This is a genomic window from Shewanella sp. MF05913 (genome assembly GCF_059758095.1).
On sequence record NZ_JCAYNT010000032.1, the window covers coordinates 1 to 19,042 of the forward strand.

The 19,042-nt window shown below is 39.5% G+C and carries 15 protein-coding genes and 1 pseudogene; 6 read left to right on the forward strand and 10 right to left on the reverse strand.

All coding sequences use genetic code 11. The annotated features are described in order from the left end of the window. Positions 1-433 precede the first annotated feature (433 nt). Entirely contained in the window at positions 434-673 is a 240-nt protein-coding gene (locus AC19MV_RS21965) for a hypothetical protein (RefSeq protein ID WP_498309965.1), read from the forward strand. Positions 674-1,127: 454 nt separating this feature from the next. After that, positions 1,128-1,886 carry a helix-turn-helix transcriptional regulator gene (locus AC19MV_RS21970; RefSeq protein WP_498309966.1) on the forward strand — a complete coding sequence of 253 codons (759 nt, stop codon included), beginning with the start codon at positions 1,128-1,130 and terminating at the stop codon, positions 1,884-1,886. A 466-nt stretch (positions 1,887-2,352) separates the two neighbouring features. Here the strand turns inward: AC19MV_RS21970 and AC19MV_RS21975 are convergent, their stop codons facing one another. The 3 genes from AC19MV_RS21975 to AC19MV_RS21985 form a co-directional block, all read right to left on the reverse strand. Then, a complete protein-coding gene (locus AC19MV_RS21975) occupies positions 2,353-4,374 on the reverse strand; it encodes an MtrB/PioB family decaheme-associated outer membrane protein (RefSeq protein ID WP_498309967.1) in 2,022 nt (673 codons plus the stop codon). A 9-nt stretch (positions 4,375-4,383) separates the two neighbouring features. Continuing rightward, complete coding sequence (locus tag AC19MV_RS21980; RefSeq protein ID WP_498309979.1) at positions 4,384-5,346, reverse strand: DmsE family decaheme c-type cytochrome; 963 nt, start codon at positions 5,344-5,346, stop codon at positions 4,384-4,386. A 345-nt stretch (positions 5,347-5,691) separates the two neighbouring features. Continuing rightward, entirely contained in the window at positions 5,692-6,588 is an 897-nt protein-coding gene (locus tag AC19MV_RS21985) for an ABC transporter substrate-binding protein (protein WP_498309968.1), read from the reverse strand. 202 nt (positions 6,589-6,790) lie between these two features. Here AC19MV_RS21985 and AC19MV_RS21990 point away from each other — a divergent pair, with 202 nt between their 5' ends. Continuing rightward, on the forward strand, positions 6,791-7,681 hold the full coding sequence (locus tag AC19MV_RS21990) for an ABC transporter ATP-binding protein (protein ID WP_498309969.1): 891 nt from the start codon (positions 6,791-6,793) through the stop codon (positions 7,679-7,681). Beyond that, entirely contained in the window at positions 7,678-8,661 is a 984-nt protein-coding gene (locus AC19MV_RS21995; RefSeq protein WP_498309970.1) for an ABC transporter permease, read from the forward strand. The genes AC19MV_RS21990 and AC19MV_RS21995 overlap by 4 nt, the downstream gene beginning before the upstream one ends. A 144-nt stretch (positions 8,662-8,805) precedes the next feature. On the opposite strand, the gene tnpB is transcribed toward AC19MV_RS21995, so the two are convergent. The 6 genes from tnpB to AC19MV_RS22025 all read right to left on the reverse strand — a co-directional run bounded on the left by tnpB (position 8,806) and on the right by AC19MV_RS22025 (position 14,975). After that, on the reverse strand, positions 8,806-8,901 hold the full coding sequence (gene tnpB, locus AC19MV_RS22000) for an IS66 family insertion sequence element accessory protein TnpB (protein ID WP_498309971.1): 96 nt from the start codon (positions 8,899-8,901) through the stop codon (positions 8,806-8,808). 219 nt (positions 8,902-9,120) lie between these two features. Then, complete coding sequence (locus tag AC19MV_RS22005) at positions 9,121-9,357, reverse strand: hypothetical protein (RefSeq protein WP_498309972.1); 237 nt, start codon at positions 9,355-9,357, stop codon at positions 9,121-9,123. Between the two features lie 207 nt (positions 9,358-9,564). Beyond that, positions 9,565-9,771, reverse strand: a complete 207-nt coding sequence (locus AC19MV_RS22010; RefSeq protein ID WP_498309973.1) for a hypothetical protein — start codon at positions 9,769-9,771, stop codon at positions 9,565-9,567. 11 nt (positions 9,772-9,782) lie between these two features. Continuing rightward, the gene (locus tag AC19MV_RS22015) at positions 9,783-10,961 is read right to left on the reverse strand and encodes an IS4 family transposase (protein ID WP_498309974.1); all 1,179 of its coding nucleotides are present in this window, start codon (positions 10,959-10,961) and stop codon (positions 9,783-9,785) included. A gap of 209 nt (positions 10,962-11,170) precedes the next feature. Further along, the gene (locus tag AC19MV_RS22020; protein WP_498309975.1) at positions 11,171-13,240 is read right to left on the reverse strand and encodes a hypothetical protein; all 2,070 of its coding nucleotides are present in this window, start codon (positions 13,238-13,240) and stop codon (positions 11,171-11,173) included. A gap of 1,003 nt (positions 13,241-14,243) precedes the next feature. Next, positions 14,244-14,975 carry a helix-turn-helix transcriptional regulator gene (locus AC19MV_RS22025; protein ID WP_498309976.1) on the reverse strand — a complete coding sequence of 244 codons (732 nt, stop codon included), beginning with the start codon at positions 14,973-14,975 and terminating at the stop codon, positions 14,244-14,246. 397 nt (positions 14,976-15,372) lie between these two features. Between AC19MV_RS22025 and AC19MV_RS22030 the strand changes: the two are divergent. Beyond that, positions 15,373-15,661, forward strand: a pseudogene (locus AC19MV_RS22030) (IS4 family transposase); the annotation flags it as partial. A gap of 116 nt (positions 15,662-15,777) precedes the next feature. Then, positions 15,778-16,086, forward strand: coding sequence for a hypothetical protein (locus AC19MV_RS22035; protein ID WP_498309977.1), 309 nt, complete (start codon positions 15,778-15,780; stop codon positions 16,084-16,086). Positions 16,087-16,623: 537 nt separating this feature from the next. Here the strand turns inward: AC19MV_RS22035 and AC19MV_RS22040 are convergent. Further along, positions 16,624-18,711, reverse strand: coding sequence for a hypothetical protein (locus AC19MV_RS22040; RefSeq protein ID WP_498309978.1), 2,088 nt, complete (start codon positions 18,709-18,711; stop codon positions 16,624-16,626). Between the last annotated feature and the right edge of the window lie 331 nt (positions 18,712-19,042).

Here is a 19,042-nt window from a genome sequence, read left to right on the forward strand (position 1 = left end):
CTGAAGTAGTGCCAGCCATTGTGCCGCTGTTCTGTAAGTTTTCATCACCTGCTCCGAATTTATTATTGAGCAGGTATTTTTAGACAATCAGAACATCGATGCTAGGTGTACTTCGCTAGACGGTTACACTCAAACCGCAAGATTACGCCGATTAGTTGCCGCCACAAAAGACACTACCGTCGGAAACGCTAAGATATTAAACTCAAGCCACTTTGGTTGGAAAATTTCAGACTGTACTCAGTGCCATAATGAAAATAAACAGCCTTTAGGACATGGCGGACAAAGCTGGCCAACCAACAGTGCTGATGGTTTTGATTATATCCAACCATACTACTGCGCGAGTTGTCATGGCAGTAACGGTGCACCCGAGGGACATAACCGTGGCGCGCGTTGTTTCTGGTGCCATAACACCAATAACCAAGATGGTATTCATATGAACAAACACGGTGATGCAAGTTTAGCTAAGTTCGTTCCCGCTGAAGAGAATGTCTCCAATCAACGTACCGCAAGTAGTCAACAATTAGATTTTGATGGTACCCAAAAGCCATATGATGACCTTTGGTTCCCAAGTCATAACAGTGATTATAACTTAAGCAAAACCTATCCCGACCCTTATTCATGTACAGCATGCCATGGTGTTGATAAAGAACCTATAGAATATGTTGTTGAATAAAATACATTAAAATCTTGTATGGAACGTGTTTAACCGCCTCACTTTAAACACACTGTAAAAGACTCGAAAAGCAAGCTCCAGAAATGGAGTTTGCTTTTAACCTTTAATGCAAAGACGCATTGATCGTTTACCCCATAATAATAGTTAATAGCCCTTAATAATAAACCCCACAGCCTGTTAGTGATGGTTATGAACTAGGGAGCTAGATCCCCCAAGAAATATTTAATTATAGAAAATATCGATTGATGATCTAGTGCACATTTTCACATCTCGCTTCGATTAACTACTTACAAACAAAAGATTTTTCAAACATCAACCACTATAATGATACCGCTGAACAATACTCGTCTATTGTTTCCCATAGCGTTACGATGCACTGATTGATCTAGAATCCAAATATTGAACATCAATGCCATATCATCATTAGTTGTCTAGCTGTTAAAGAGGTTTTTACATGATTTTATCCTCAAAAGAAACATTAACCATCATGGCTGATCTCAAGAGTAAAATGGCTCGATTTGACGATTTGGAGATAGCATATAAAATATACCCTAGAAAGGGTCTAGGCCATTTAAAAGCTAAAAAATTAACTAATTCAAAAGCATTTGCAATTCATAACAAGTATCCATTGTTTGTTACAAATACAAGTATATTAGATCTAGTTTCCCCGTTACTCTCATTCGCAATTAAACAAAATAAGCCCGTGCCTAATTTCCTTCTAAATGGTGATTGGCCTACTGGTTATTTTCCTCTCTTAAGCTGGATGTCACAAGACAGTAATAAGCCTTGGTCTAAAACCATAGAAGCGCAATTCGATTTAGACAGAAAATCAAGCCAAACAATAGTTGTTGGTAGCGCCGAACAAGATTTTGTTGGTGCATTCGTTATATTTAGCGATAAAATAAGACAAGACGAATTGTTAAGCTACCTTGAAGACAACAAGGTCGCTGAATACCTCGAACTGGTACATCTCTACATGACTCAAAAATACCCCAAGCTTACCCACCCTAGTTCGCATAACGGCACAATTAAACCTAAAACGCACAAAGTGATTGAGCTTACTGCGATGGGATTTAACGTCAGTGAAATCAGTAATATATTACATCTTACTGAAAGAGGCGTAAGCTATCACATTGATTTAGCCAAAGAAGTCTTGGATGCAAAGAACAAGGCGGAGCTCATTTACAAAGCGACCCATGAGTGTATTATCTAACAAGTACACCACTATCTCAATGTTGGAACAGAGATCTTTACCAACTTAACGAACCAGTCTCTTGTATTAATATCCGAACTAATTGAGTGTCGAATAAAGGCCAGAATATTTGCATATTCTGGCCTTTGAATTACAACTGGTTTTCTATTCTTCTACTTTCTTTATTAACTCATGTTCAAAACCATGACATGTACCGCAAGAGTAAGGATCTGGAAATTTTTTACTCAGTGTAAAGTCGCTGTTTTGAATTGAATATCGAAAGACTTTATACAAATCTAGCTCACCTTGGTATCAGATCAGTGCTTTATAAGTAATGGCATTTTAAGTTAAGACGGTAGTCTTGAAAATTGAAGGATTCAGAGCAAGGTTGTTTCAGAGAGCGAACCCTATCTACATAAAAAAGGTTAGGGTCTCCCCTAACCTTCTAATTTTATCACCAATTTAACAATGACAAACTCTATACAAACTAGAATGTATAGTTGTACGTCGCCATAATGAGGTGAGCATCGTAATCTTGTGACAGATAACCCAATGTAGTGAGGTTTGTCACTCCGTCACCGGCTTTATTCACCACTGGGATTTCTGCATAATCGCTATCTTGGTAATCAGTATATTGATACTTCAATCCAACCGTGCTGGTTTGGGTTAACGCATAGGTCGCCTTAAGCTCAAAACTGTGTTCTTCAGATTTGTAATCGCCTAAGTTACCTATACCACCGCTTACCGCAGTATCGCCTTCACTATAACTAAAGCAATATTCTGCTGAAAGTATAACGCCATAATCTGCTAAGCCAGTATATTGAGTCGATAATCCAACAAAGCCAAATTCATCACTGTTCTCTGCAGCCCAATCAGCATAGCTTGATGTTGTACTGCCAAGTTGGTCATTATCAATCCATTGGTATCCGCCATACACAGTCACATCTAAAGTGTCTGCTAGTTGCAAATTTGCACTTGCATCATAACCATAATCTTTCGATTCAGTTAGGCCAATGTCAGTATCATTGTAATCATCTAAAGCATAATAGCCTCTAAAATCAATACTTAGATTGTCTAAAGGAGTATGAGTAACATCGACAACAAACTCAGTACGTTCGCGGTCGGCCATGTCATATTTACGCATAAATTCATTTTGTAAATAATCACTGGTTATGTACTTAGTAAACTCAGCACCATCACGTTCAGCGTAACTGGCTTTAAAGCGCATATCCCACATCTCAAGGCTATCATAGCGATATTTAACCCAGAGTTCTGTTTCATCCTTTTCTTCGCGACTAATCGCCGTTTGCTCAGCATCCTGGTAGGTTAATCCACCCGATAATTTATGCCCAGCCATCACACGATAGTCACTGCTTAATTTCACCGTGGTATTAGTTCGATCGATGCCAGAGGTATAAGCAATTAAGTCCGTTAACTCATCGGCCTGGTACTGGTCAAATTCATATACTGGTGAATCATTGTCTCTATCGCTATAAACGATACTGCCTTTGACCGTTGCCTTACGATTAATGCGCGTCATAAAGGTTAGGTTTGCATCTGTGGTGTTGAGGGTTAAGTCTGGCGCCGTCAATCCAGCTGAGACTCCAAGCAATGATGAGAATGAATCATTTTGTGTTTGCTCACCCGCTGAAAACTTACCGGTAATGGTGGTGTTATCAAAACGGTAACGACCTGTTAGGTAAATATTCATTGCCTTATTATCAGCGTCAGTACTTTGTATTAATAAGGGATCCGTTTGAGCAAGATAAAGTGAGTCAATATCATTTTCAAACACACTCCCTTTAAAGCCCACTTCTGCTAACCAGTTTGTGCCTGACATACTTACCGCGGTGTGCAAGTTAGTTGTTTCAGTGTTAATTGGTTTAACAAAATTTGTCGCACTGTACAGGCCTAAGCTATAACTGCTGGCCTGAGTCCCCTGCTTTTCTTCATTAGATATTTTAATAAATCCAGAAAAAATATCGCCGCGGTATTTAGCATCAATATTGAATCGATCCCTTTCGAGATTCAATTCTTGGGTGACTAAACTATCGTTAGCAACAAGTTGATTACCATCAATCATCAAGTTTGATACCGCAGAGGTGCTGTCGACGTGGTATTTTGCATCGTAACCAGCTGCAACACTCCATAAACCTGGCTGACGAATAGCAATTGCAGCATCACCGCGTTTACTGCCTAACTCTTTGGCGTAAAACGCTGTTCTGATGCCACTGTCACTGACTGAGGCTGCATTAGCATCAACAGCTGCGGCAAAGCCATCTTCATAACCTAAGGCATTAGCACTATGTTGGTCATCATCGCTCACAGAGCTGCCAACACTGATACCTATTGCGCCAGACATTCCTGCAGAATTACACTTTTTACAAGACCATTTTGAAGTATCTGTATTACTACCATTGGCTGCACTCACGCCAAAATCAAACGCGTGGGCAGGCACATTGACTGACATAATTAATAAGGCAATTATGCTTAATTTAGTTTTTATCATGACGACACCTTAATACTGGAAAGTTCTGCCTGCAGGACTTGTTGAACCGTGAATTTGTGTATGGCAATTCAGGCAACCTTGGCCAGCGGTTTGAATACTTGCATTACCACTTGGAATGCCACTGGCGTGATAATCATTACCATGACATTGCTTGCACAACATCGGGACGCGAGTTTTCAACATGGCTTCGTTTACTGCGCCGTGTGCATCATGGCAATTCGCACAATTTTCAACCACTGGCGCGTGTTCCCATAAAAATGGTCCGCGTTTTTCGGCATGACACTGATAGCAAGTATCGTTAACGGTATCTTGATTCATGCTCGCTTCAGCCATAGTGCCGTGCGGGTTATGGCAATCACTACAGCTCATATCATTGTTTTTAATATCGTGGGCAGAACGCTTATGGCTGTCTGCATTCTCTTTAGAGTGGCAAGACGTACAAGTTTCGTTTTCACCTTGTTTGGTGAGTACTTTATCTTTAGGTGTATGCAATTGATGACAATCAACACACGCTACGTCTTCAGTAACATGCACTGAACTGTGCCAATCGAGACGAGCGCTATCGTTATGGCAAGCTAGACACACACTATTTTGCATTTCTGCTGTTAAAGGTGAGTTTTTACCAAAACTGATCATGGGTTCATTTTTACCAATATGCTTGCCTTTAGGACCATGACAGGATTCACATTGCAAACCCGCCATAGGACCATTTACAGTATTTGGATTACCATGCACACTGCTAAAAATATCAGCAACGCCAGTTGTTTTTTTATGGCAAGCCATACAAGTGTCAGCACCCGATTTAGAATACTTAGCTTCGGTAAATTTTTGCTGCAATAATTCCAGTTGTTGAGTTTTTAAATCATCTTTACTATTGGCAGTTTCACTTTGTGCTGTACCGACATAAGAGGTGAACACCAATGTAAAAGCCACAATTGCGCCATAAAATAGCCTAGTTTTTTTAATCTTCATATTCATAGTTGACTCTACTATTTGTTAGTTTTGTTATATAAACCCCTTAAAATGTAAGGGATCATCATCCGTAAATAAACATAGAGAAATACGTTGGGAAATACTCTGGGAGTTTTAACAGTAAATTTGCTTTTGAGAGCTGGTTAACACCAATAATTTGCTTAAAAATTGCCTTTGTAAGGTGTAAGCAAATAATGAGATCTCACTTATTGAATCTGGAATGGTTCAAAGGTGATTTTTAATCACTAACAGATATGTTATATGCTCTAATAGATTAAAACGTATGATGGTAATTTTTTAAGGCTTGATGAGCAGAATAATAGACTCTGCTCATTAGCAAATAAATTAATGTCCGTGGATGGCTTCAGCAAGTAATCTTGCTGCGTTAGGAATATTAGGGCCAGCCTGTTTGGTGACCGCTGAGTCAATAAACTTAACCTGTTGTTTAATAATAGCGGTGACTTTATTGGCATTTACTCGTCCACGCACTTCATCGATAGTGGTGGTACCACTGCCTGCCTCTGTGCCACTAAATACTGGACCTGTAGCGCCTGGCCACATGGGTAATAAAATAAAATCCGGGTTTTGGTTAACAATTTCATCCCATGTCACCATCGGCGCAATACCTGAACGTTCAGCGAATACGGGCTCCCCGCCAGCTATTTTAATTAACTCTGTAATGTAAGAGTCTGCGCCGGGCACACACTTATAAAAATAATTTATCTCATAATAGACTTTAACTTTAGGCTGGTTGGCATATTGCTGTTCAATCGTGTCTAACTGAGATTTTATTTGTGAAATGAGCAGATTTGAAGCTTCGGCGCGATTGATAGTTTGTCCCAATGCGTCGATACCTCGATACACTTCATCTAAACTGGACTCTTGCATGTGGATGACTTTTACACCGCGCTTTTCTAACTCACGTTTAAGGTTTAGCTGTAGCCCCGTAGCAGTTAACACCAAGCTGGGATTCAATGCGATGACTTTTTCAATATCAATATCGGTAAACCCTCCAACGACGGGCAATTCGCCTCTGGCAATTTTATCCGGTAGGCTCTGCGGAAAACGGGCATATCTAGTCACGCCAACTAATTCATTTTCAGCGCCAAGCGATGACACCGTATGGCTCCAATTAGGCGCCAGTGACACAATACGTTCTGCAGCTACGACTTGCGCCACCAGTAAAAATGACGTAAATAACGCCCAAATTGCCACATATATTGGCTTGGTAAAGTGTTTCATTGTAAAAGTTAGCCCATTAACACAGTATTGAATGTTCAAAATACCGCATTAAATCACCTAAAAAGTACTCAATAAAACCATAATTCCGAACTTAATCACAAATATAACAAGCCAGTAAAAACACTGTCATAACTCACAGTGTTTTCAGTGTAACGAATGATGATAATGCTTAGTTATCTAAGCCATCTTCGTCGAGGCATTTTTGAGTTCAATTCTTATTGCTGACAATCTTAATTATTCTTATGCAAAACATCACGTTGTAAAAAACGTGAGTATTAATGTGGAACAAGGCTCGTGTTTTGGTCTACTTGGTCCTAATGGCGCAGGTAAATCGACTACGTTAGAGATATTAGAAGGTATCAAAAATCCGTCTACCGGCCAGGTGTTATATAAAGGTTTGCCGTTAAGCAAAAGTTACAGCAAACACATCGGTATTCAGTTTCAAATGACAGCGTTACCTGATTATTTAAAGGTGAGAGACTGCTTACATTTATTTGCCAGCTTTTATGACAATCCAGTCAATATTGAGCAACTAATCAGCCTGTGTTTACTCGACGATGCAATCGATCAGTTTCATTACCAAATTTCAGGCGGTCAGCGACAAAGGCTGTTACTGGCGTTGAGTTTAATCAATGACCCACAACTGATATTTCTTGATGAGCCCACAACAGGCTTAGATCCCAATGCGCGAATGGCATTTTGGCAATTACTGTCGAATATAAAAAAACAAGGTAAAACCATAGTATTAACCACCCATTACATGGAAGAAGCTCAACATCTGTGCGATAAAGTCGCGATCATCAATGCCGGTGAAATTGTGGTCGAACAACCACCACAAACACTTTTAAAAGCGCATTTTTTAAATCATATCTTAACCTTACCTTTTAATGTTAATTGCCCTGTGGACAGTGCAGTACCTCAAACATTGCGGACTCGAAATCAGGGCGGACATTATATTGTCGAATGCAATGATGCCCAACAAGCCATTACTTGGTTAAATGGCCTTAACATTCCAATTACGGGATTAAATATAAGGCCGCCAAATCTTGAAGACCTGTACCTTAAGTTAACCGGGAGTTCATTCGCCATATGAGAGCATTATGGGCCTTAATCCATTCACGAAACCTTGAGTTTATTCGAGATCGTTCAGCACTAGGCTGGTCGCTATTTTTCCCACTTATTCTTATCCTAGCCCTAGGTTTGATTTTCGATGACGAAGAAAAAAGTATCTACCAAGTCGGTTATATAGATGCAGCATCGGTGAGTGAAATACAACAAACCCTTAAGCATGTAGAGTTTATTCAATACCCCGATCTTGCAACTGCTCAGCATAAAGTGTCACGCCACCTTGTTGATATAATCATTGATAACGATAACTACTGGGTAAATGCCGACTCGAGCCGCGGCTATATTATTGAACAATTGGTGTTAACCCGCGTTCCTACGTTACAAAAGCAGCTTATTGAGGGTGACGCTGTGCGTCACATTGACTGGCTTTTACCGGGGATTATTGGCATGAACATGATGTTCTCGGCACTATACGGTGTGGGTTATGTGATTGTGCGCTATCGCCGCACGGGTGTACTAAAACGCATGCATGTGACCCCGTTAGCACCTTGGCAATTTTTACTGTCGCAGTTACTCAGCCGTTTATTTACACTTGTGGTCACATCCATCATTGTATTTATAGTGGTTTGTGTGATTTTTTCGGTCAATATAGTTGGCAACCCATTATTGTTATTATTAAACATTACCTTAGGGGGCGCTGCGATGTTAGGCATAGGCTTATTGGTAGCCAGCAGAGCCGATTCTGAAGAATTTAGTAATGGCATACTCAATATATTCTCCTGGCCGATGATGTTGCTCTCGGGTATTTGGTTTAGCTTAGAAGGCGCAAAACCTTGGGTGAGAGCCATTGCAGACTTATTGCCATTAACGCACATGAACGACGCGAACCGTGCTGTGATTATTGATGGCGCTGACTTTTTTGCGATATTTCATCACTTATGGCCATTAGCATTAATCACATGTGTCACACTTGGTTTGGCTAGCTGGCGTTTTAAGTGGAACTAAGCCGCTATTTTTAGTTGTTTGTTACACCATGCCCTTGAACGGTTATCTTTAAGGGCATCAAAGAAACCAATACCTGGCAACTACTTTGATTTGAGCGAGAATAAACCCAAGCTTTTCTGACTTATCTTCACCATTTGATGTAGTTCACCGCCACAGCGCAATGCCGTTGTTATCCCAGTAAAGCAATTTCAGTTTGTCACGCCCTTTATTGCAAAACACAAATAGCGCACCACTGAGCACAGCACAGGTAGTCCAAGCTCTGCTTCAACCAACACCGCCAATCCATTAATCGATTTACGAAAATCGACCACATCCGCACATCAATAAACAGCTGGCACATCAACAAACAGCTTAATGCCAATAGCCCTTTAATAATGGCAACGATATCGTTTGTTGTTAAATTGGTTGGAAACATTAACTGGCCTGTGTGAATATCAAACTGCCCACATTTTGATGAGTTTATTCGCAGACTTCAGTGGTGATTTGTTTAACCTGAATAAAACGTGATGATGTGGGGTTCGTTGTTTGCACTGGCAAGGTTGAATTAAGCTGATACTCAACCAATAAAACGCGCTGTATATAGTAAGTGGTAATAGAGACAGTATAGTGTTGGCAAAATTCGATATTAGTGCCACTAAACGAGCCGCGTTGTTGAAGTAGCATCTGCCACTGAATAGTTGTTCTGTATGTTTTCATCACCTGTTCCAAATTTATCATTGAACAGGTATTTTTAGATAGTCAGATTAACGATGCGAGGTGTGGTTCGCTAGACGGTTACCTTGTTTAATATCGCTTCTTTAAATTGAACTGAATGCCTTTGATAATTCAATTGCTTTAACTTACCGCGCCCTGTTTATTTGTAAATTAATTGAGGTGACAACTATCCTGACACCTGTCTCTTGATCACATCTCCTGTTGTTGCGCTTGCATAAATCGAGCACCTTCTAGCAGTTGGCTCAGTGAAAACCAACCTTTCCATAGAGCTTCCCAACCAACAACACCAGTTTGCTTAATGTCGTGCCATCCGCCTAATTTGGCAAGTGCATAATAAGCCCAATGTAATGAAGGTGTTGTGTTAGGTGCTTTTTTGGTTTCAGTCTTTGACCACAACAACTTCCATTCTAGAAGATTGAAAATTTGTCGCAACCAATTGATTTTTCATTATCTTTATCGACAACAAGCTCGCGTAACTGGAGAAGTCTCACTGCAATAAATGCTGTTATTACAATGATCTTTTCTAGGTTATTTCGCGTTTGCATGCGAAACGACTCAACTTGAGTGCCCGCTGACTTCCACGCTTTATGGAACTCTTCAACTCGCCATCTTAGTTCATAAAATCTAACTATCCTTAGTGCATCAGAAGCACTATTTATTGGTTCGCCTGTATACAATTTCAACGACAATGGACTTGCTCCACTTGGTGGTTCAATCTCGTTGCAACTTATCACTGTTAAATTCATACCACCAAGTTTCTTGTGTTTTTCAGGCGGATAAATAGTAATGTAAGCATAACGTACGGCTACTTTTGCAATGCGTGCTTTTCGGCCTCCTTTTTGCTTTATCTTAACCGAATATGAAGCTTCACTAGATTGATTTTCAATGTAGGGACTTAGTTTATCGCCGTCTGTATTCACAACCCGCTCATGCTTGGATCTCACTACAAACCGTTGATTATTTGTTGTTTTATAATCAATATACTCAAACATATCAGATTCTCGATCACAAACGCTTATGATATTATCCATCACATCTGCAAATCGGGTACTCATTTCTTCCGACGAGCGTTGCCATTTATAACTTTCTTTCGTTTCGTACTTGCGGCGTTTTCTGTCGTTAGCAGTACCAAAGTTTTCATCTTTTCTGCACCAACGATGCTGCGCACCCAAGCCAATAGTATGCTCTGTTTCTGCATCGACCATAAGAACAGTGTGCGCTAACATCCCTTTAGAAGAGCTTTGATATGCGCCAGTATGTCCGAGCTCTTTAGTCACATTGTGTCGGTAACACAATGTTGATGTATCTTCTAGCGCAAGGATTGTATTTGACAGTGTTAGTGCAGGTAACAGCGATTTCAAACCGGCGGTAGCGATGTTATCAGCGTCAACTTTATCATTACGAAGAAAGCGATATGCGACTTCAATAGAGGCCTGTGAGCCAGACGCGTTCACAATAGAACTTCCTATGTTACTCGCCATTTGATGACTTATTTTTATCAGGCGTTTAGTGCGCCGTACATCACCTAATTCAGCATGTTTAAACAAATGACTAGCCCATTCTTCAGTGTCTTTTATCAGCATCATAATTAAATTCAATCGGTGTTTTCGTTATAACTGATCTGATCGACTGATATAAATAAAGTTAAATTGAAGCCTAATTTATTTGTGTATAAGAGTCAGATCATGACACAGGGAGTATCAATAAAAATGGTGATGCCACCTGCTTTTCCTATGCAGCAGGTGGGCTATCAGTACATTAATTAGTTCAACAGGATTGCGTACTTGACCTTGAGTTAGTCTTTAGTTTCATGACAAGTAACACATGCATATGGATCTGGGAACGTACGGCTTAAGCTGTAATCGTTGTTGTAGCTTTCTTCTATATCACCATACTTTGTCGGTTTAGCAGCATTATCTACCGGAGTAGCCCATTGGTTTCGCTTGTTTGCTATAAGGTCTTCTGCCTTAATGGTTCTTAGCAAGTCTGCATCATAATGGTTTTTGGGTGCGTCAGGACTTTTAGCACTGTGACAGCCAAAACATTTGGCGCCAAAATCATGTTGCGGTGCAGCTCCGTTTGAACCGTGGCAAGTTGCGCAATAATAAGGTTGAATAAAATCAAAACCTTCAGCTTCATTTGTTGGCCATGATTGTCCGCCATGTCCAAGAGGGTTCTTCTCATCATTATGACACTGCGTACAATCTGCTATTTTCCAACCAAAGTGGGTTTCATCAATAATTGGTGCGTTGCCTACCGGCTCTTTTGCTGCGAACTTACGGGTTAGCACAGCGTTTTTCTTCCCTTGTGTAGACCAAGCAGTACTATCACCAACTGATTGCCCCCACAGATCAGTAACGTCATTCAAATCGGCAAGCTCAAGTATGTCCTCCGTGACATGAACATTGGTTTTCATATTAGGATCAATCTTCAAATCGATATCTAGCACACCAACCCACTTGTTATATTTCATACGTCCCCAGGTGCCTATATATTCTGGTGGATATAATAACCCTGTCGATCCAACAAGTTCTGAAATCTCATTACCGCCAATATTTCCCCATGCGAAGTACTCAGCTAAACAATCTTCTTTAGAAAGTCTACCTTCACCTTCTGGTGAACCATCGAGACCAAAATCACATTTCACATCCGTGACAACATGGTCGTCCATAAGCTCTTCTTCTCCCATAGTTGGGAAACCTCCAGACCAGCCTGAGTATTGACCAATAAAAGGATCGCTGTGAAGACCGAAACTATTTACTACAGCACCGCTTGGCATTGTTGCCCAGTAAGCTAATGAAAAGTCCATGCCATATTCATCTGCTAACGTTAAATATACATCCATAGCCGTTATTTGGTCTTTTGCCCAAACATCTGGTCTCAAATTAAACGGTTTTACCTCTAGATTCACAGCTAAAATATGATCCGGATTTATTCCCGTAGGTACAGGCTCTCCAGGTGCAAGTTCCTTATATACTACTTTGGGAATAATAAATTTCCTGCCATTGGCTTCATAACGGTCCTGTTCTTGCTTCCAACTCCACTTCAAACGGTTCTTATAGGTATCTGAGTAGTTAATAAAACGTACCATTCCCCCATTTCTTAACCAGTGAACATCCATTCGTTGGTTGGAAGCAAATCCGATTAATGGACCACCGTAATCTCGATCAACCTCTCCTTTATGACCATGGTGCCGATAATGCCAGGTATCTGATCCACTATATCTACCATCATCAGTAAAATCACCGTTGCCATTTAGATCCCAGGATAACTTAAATTCCCATGTATTAAATTCTGAATCTTTGTAACTAATAATACTACCATCATCAAATTGCAAATCATCACGTATGGTGACTAGATATCTCAATAGATCAAAAACTGAGTAAACGCCCTCTGCAAAAACATCCGGTCTTGCCGGACCAGCACCTATACCATCAGGATTTGTCGCTAACACTCGAATCATATCTTCGGTATCTAACTGCATATCCGGAGTAAGTTCGCTACCATCAAAGAGTGTATTAAATACATTTGCTGGAGCATCATATTGGTTGATTGCACCGTCACCATTTCTATCTGTAGGAGGAGTGTCTCCATGGCCTGTTACCCACAAATTAACATTGTCTACGACTCGTCCTAGTCCAACTGACACGGGACCTTTATATTCATATTTTGTAAACTCTGTATATGTTGTGTCAACGTAATCCCAACCTTTGCTGCGAGTAACCGATGTAGATGCGTCTGAGGTATCGTTAGTTATATTAGTAGCCGTAGATGAATCGGTCGTATTTGAATCCTCTCCTCCGCATGCGGTTAACCCTAAGAGTATAGGCAGCATAATTATGCTTAACGTCTTTATTTTCATCATTTTATCCTTGCCAGCGTAACTGGCTAATAGTTTATAAATACACACACTTACGGTATGTAGTTATAATTGTGCGACTTTATAATCTTTCAACCTACTGTAAAAAATAACCTTAAAGACGAAAACACGTTATACATAACAAATTTGACACATTAACTTATTTTAGTGACATCTGTTAAAATAGACTTGAATAACAATTGAGTAGGTTTGGTGTTACAAGCCACTTTAATATTAAATTTGTCGAACGAAAAGAATGATTAATTCACCTTTCCCATAAACTGTCAGACCTATTGAAACTGACTGACATAGAGTTCATTGATTCAATCCACATTAAAGACTGTCATATTTTCGAATACCGTGACATAAAATGCTTTTCGGCCTCGATAGTAGAGGATAAAGAAGGTGGGGCAGGTTCTTTGCATACCATAGAGAATCATCAAGGCGGTATTATTGACCATTACAGATTAGTAAAATGTTGGTAGGAGACTTATTAGACGGTGGAGTTAATATTAGTAATATCCGTAAGCAATTGTAATTCAGCTTTAATATTTATTATCTAGGGAAGTGTTTTCAGTTTTTTATAATAAGAAACCATTAATGATCAGTGGAACAAAATTTAGCCAATAAAGTATACAAAGAATCTTAGTGAGCATGGTTTTATGCTCAACGCGATTGACTAATTAATCAGGGCAACCGCATGAGTGTGCATTTTTTGATAAATACATTCAATTTGTTCATAAAACGTTCGCGAACTCGCCCTGACTAATTAATGACCTACAAACTTAAAGAAAGTAAGCCACTGCGCCATCTCTCACCAACTGAATTTGGGTCGAAATATAGTAGTTAAAATTCAAACTGACAAATAACTTCTGAGAATGGGTTACTATTAGATCAAATTTGAGCTACTACACATGGCTCTAGGTATGCTTGTTCGACAAATAACTGGATAAGTTCTGAAAGTATTGATAAAGCAGTATCTCAATAATCGACTTGATCAACAAGACCGTTAAATAAGACAGTATTCTTTAGCTAGTCGAATCATTTCGGCTTTATTAGCTGCACAAAGGTTAACTTTCGCTTTTTCAATATGATAATTTACTCCTCGCTCTGTCAAATAGAGAGCAGTAGCTATTTCTTTACAATTAAAACCTTTAGCTGTTAACTTAAGTACCATTACAGTTTTATCACCAAATGTGCCATCATATATGTAAGGGTTAGTTAATTCTGGATATGCGTGAGTAAGCTTGAAGTGCAGTAAGTTTAGGTAGTTAGCCACCCACGGAGCTGAGATCTTTTCGAATAATTCACATTCATTTAAAGAAGATCCTAACCAAAAGCATCCTACTGAGCTGTTATTAGTGCTACGACTATATAACTCGCAATGGCTTTGGTACCCAGCCGCATCCATCAACTCTTTTTGATATTGGTTAATCAGTTCGTTCCCTGCGTGTGAAGGACCAAATTGAAACCCGGTAGGCCAGTTTTTTCCCTCGAGCATAAATGGAAGAAAGTATTTCGGAGATTTAGAAACATTTTTCATCATCTCATCTAAAATCTTTACCGCACTTTTTGAAGAACCCAACATAAGATATTTTAATGGATTCGTTTTTTGTTTCGATATAGGATGTTCGGCGCCCTCTCTAGAATATTTAATTCCACTTTCAGGTAACAACGTATATACAATATCGCAAAAGTCTAATACTGCAACACTATTGCAAAACTCTTCATTGAGTGACATATTTTCTCTTTATATTTTCAAATTAGATATTCGATAACCATATACAGCAATCGTAATATGCAATAAATGTGGCTTAGACGCATACTGTTAAAAATACCAGTACACTGTAAAATAGAACATTCATCCCAATTACAGTATAAACTAAAGAAATTCAAGAGAATTGATTTATGACATATTTTAAGAAATCAGTGCCTAAAACCCCAGGGCGAGATTGCGAGCGTTTTTTGAACAATTAAATTCACTATTTGACGTTAACATCTCGCTATGATCTTATACTCCCTTTTTTCCAGGGGCTGATTCTGACGAATCCCCACAAAAGAATTAATAGAAATAATGAGATAGGTTAAAAACTGAGGAACACGTTTTATCAAAATGCCTCTCACTTGTCACCCCGTTAATGCACAAAACTCGCCGACAAAGTCTGTTCTCTGCAATTGAAAGCTCAATGAATGGTGGAGCATTATCAATCACTGGACTTGGTCGTGATCTTGAAAGTAAAACCATGAAAAAAACATAAGATTAAGCGAGTTGATAGGCTTTGCAGTAATCCTCATCTTCATCGTGATATAGAGTTCTTTTATACCCGTATGACCTGCTTGCTCATCGGGAAAATGAAGCAACCCATCATTCATATCGATTGGTCAGATTTTGATGACCGTAAGCAGCATTTTCTCATTAGAGCATCTCGGCGTTTTTAATGACCGATGTTGATTTTATGGTAAATGGCAAAGTGTATATAAGCTTTAACTGAAAACAAACATGCCCGATCTTTGGGAGGTAATCCAGAAGAACGTTGCTGACGATGGTAAATACACAGTATGACATAGAAGAAGCCGTTGCTCCTCTTACCTCCACACATTTTGGTTATCAAATTGCTGATTGTGGGCTATGTCATAGCATGAATAATATTCACTTAAACGGTTATTCTCCATTACTGCCTGACAACACAGAGCCATATTTCTGTGCCTCTTGTCACGGTAATGATGATGTGCCTACAGGTCATGGTGAAACGGGTCGTTGTTTCTGGTGCCATTCCAACGATAAGTTAATGGTAAACCATGTTGAAGCATCAAAATTAATTACATTCGATAACGTTGAATGTTTAGGCTAAACAAGCTCCGAAACCGTATTGAATGGAGAAATGGGTTATTGTGCTGACCGAGTTAAAGAAAGCTCTAATATAGATGATGGCAAGACACATAACCAAATTCACACTTCAACTGATAGTGGTACTACATATGGTCAACTTCGGATAGCAAAAAGTTAACTACGGGTAATAGCGATTGGAAAACAAGTGAAAGCTTCCCTGACCCATATTCATGTCTGACTTGCGATCCTAATAAATAACAATATCTATCTTTACAAAACCGAGTTGAAGAAAAGACTAGCTATAACGGGGCGATTGCTATTTCTGAGTGTAATACACAATCGATGATAACGACGAGGCTCGCAACTTAACAAGTTTGGGGAAGTATTCTGGGATCAACGGAAGTCAAAATTGTTATATAACCAATATTAAACACAAGCGATTAAATATCAGTAAAAAAGTTAGATTTCTTACATCCTGATAATTTATCTATTTTTAATAGAAAGAGCCGTTTCTATTAAGAAACAGCTCTTTTTTTATTGACATAAAGCCATTAAGTTATCAGTCGTTCGGGTGACAAGTCACACAAGCATATGGATCTGGATACACCGGATCCGTTGTCCAACTGCTATTGGTTCTAACTTTCATATCATCTTTATATTTACCCCAATATCCTTGCCATTTGATGCCTTCTTTTTCAGGATAAACACTGAGATTCATGACAGGTGTGATAGTTTCTTGTAATTCAGCTTCTAAAGCTGAAACAGCTTCAGGATCTGTACTATCAACATCCACTGAACGATAGGTCCTGTTTGGGATATCTTCAGCGTTGCCGCCTTCATACATCTTCGTGATATAGGTAGAAGCTGTGCCATGATTAGGTGGGATCACATCTTCAGAGTGACACCAGAAACAAGAACCCTCCTCACCATGCCCTTCAGGGGCACCATTACTACCGTGGCAAGATGCACACTCAAATGGCGCGATCACTAACTCTGATGGATCTGTAACCGGATAACTTGTTACCCCTTCATCATAAATTGAGATGGGTTTAGGATTAACACCTAAACTTACACCAACATCATCTTTAGAGTGAATACCATTTAATGAATGACAAGTGCCACAATCAGCCACTCCCCAACCCAAGTGCTCACTGTTTAAAGGCGCTATCGCCTTGTTTATGTCAGCAATAGGCCACTTTTCATCGCCTGCGATTCGCTTAGAAGCTCCCACAGGGTAAAAGTCATACATTGAAAAGTTAAATACAGCCATGATGTCGCCTGGATGATTCATCACCCACACATCACTGAAGAAGTGGAATTCTTGATCGTTATACCAATCGCTGACTTCTGTGAGTTCAGGATCACAGTTTTCACGTCTTTCTGCTTCACCTTCGGTATCTAAAATACCATCGGGATGATCTAAGCTAGTATCAGTAGGATCAAATGGATTTGATTGGCCTTTTCGATCACAATAAGTTGGCATCGTTGATGACGAAGCACCGACTGCTGTTGATTCAAGGTTGGCTTGTTGACTTACCATGTACTTAGCAGCAAAGTCTTCTAATGCCCAGCTGACACCAGTGTTAATCACATAGTTTTTAAAACCAGCAGCACGTTGACCATTAATTTCATTAATAATAAAGTGTTGTACATCTACATCTGAGGCCAATTTACCCCAAAAGGTAAACCCAACATCAATCAACCCCTGCTCTCTCATACTCAACAGTACGTCAGCCATGGTAATGGCTTTGTCTTTTTTAAAGATATCAGGGCGGAAGTTATGACTTCTGGCTTCGACATTAAAAAATAATTGTTCTTTACCACTTGGCCCAGGTAAACCCGTTTCTTCAATGGGAGTAATTGACACCACAGGCACGACAATGACTTCGGTCGTGTCACTGTAATAACTGTTTTTACTATTTTGTTTTATGCCGACTTGATATTGTTGAACCGACTCACGTCGCTGCGTCATCATTGGGCTGTATGAGCGAAAGTGTAAACCAGAGTTTGGTTGCACCATCACTTCTTCTAAGCGTAAATATAATGCTTCGCCAGATTCGGTATAATAGAGCTCGCGCTTAAATTTACCAAAATCAATCATATAAGTGGCATACCAGTTAGGATCCGCTTTGACATCACCTTCATCATCAAAGTCTCCGTCATTGTTTTTATCATGCCAGACGGTGTACTTGTACGATTGAATATCTTCACTCCACTCATACTCAACATTAAAGTTATCTTGAGTTTGTGACAGGTACATCAACACATCGGCAAACGTAATTTGATTATCATTATAAATTTCGTTCGGAATGTATAATCCATCACCTTTGGCATAAGAATCTGCTTTTGCAGCGCGTAGTTTGACAGGATCGACCGCAATACCATTTTCAGGTATTTTACGATCAAATTGGTCAATCATATCCTGGCGCTCAATATTGCCGTTTAAGTATGCATAAACCGTCGTATTGAGTTCAAATTTGACATCAGGCCCCCAGACTTTGTCAAAAGCCCCCGTTCCTGTGGCCGGGGCCGCTTCTTCTTGTGCTACCGGAACTGACACCGTGGTGTCATCAGAACTGTCACTGCCACCACATCCAGCTAACAGAATTGAAGAGACCATTAGCCCTAATATTGTTTTTTTATTCATCGAAATCTCCTAATAAGAAATATTCTTATTTTTCTTAAAAATGGCTATCAACTTGTTAAAGGTAAAAGCACTTAACTATGTTGAGGCCAAATGGACAAAAGTAGACTTCGCAAATTCACACAGTTTTTTGGCTTTAATAGTTGAAAGAGACTTCTAGTTCACAGATTTGTTAAAACTCATGAGGGTTATCTTCATTTAAGCAATATTCATACACTGGACCTTAAGCATTAAGGCCTGCAAAAATTCCATCTAACGTTATGTCTTTTCTAGATTTTCTTTGTTGTGACTTTTTTGCGTTTATTGTTATATAGCAGACCGCCCAGTCTATCTT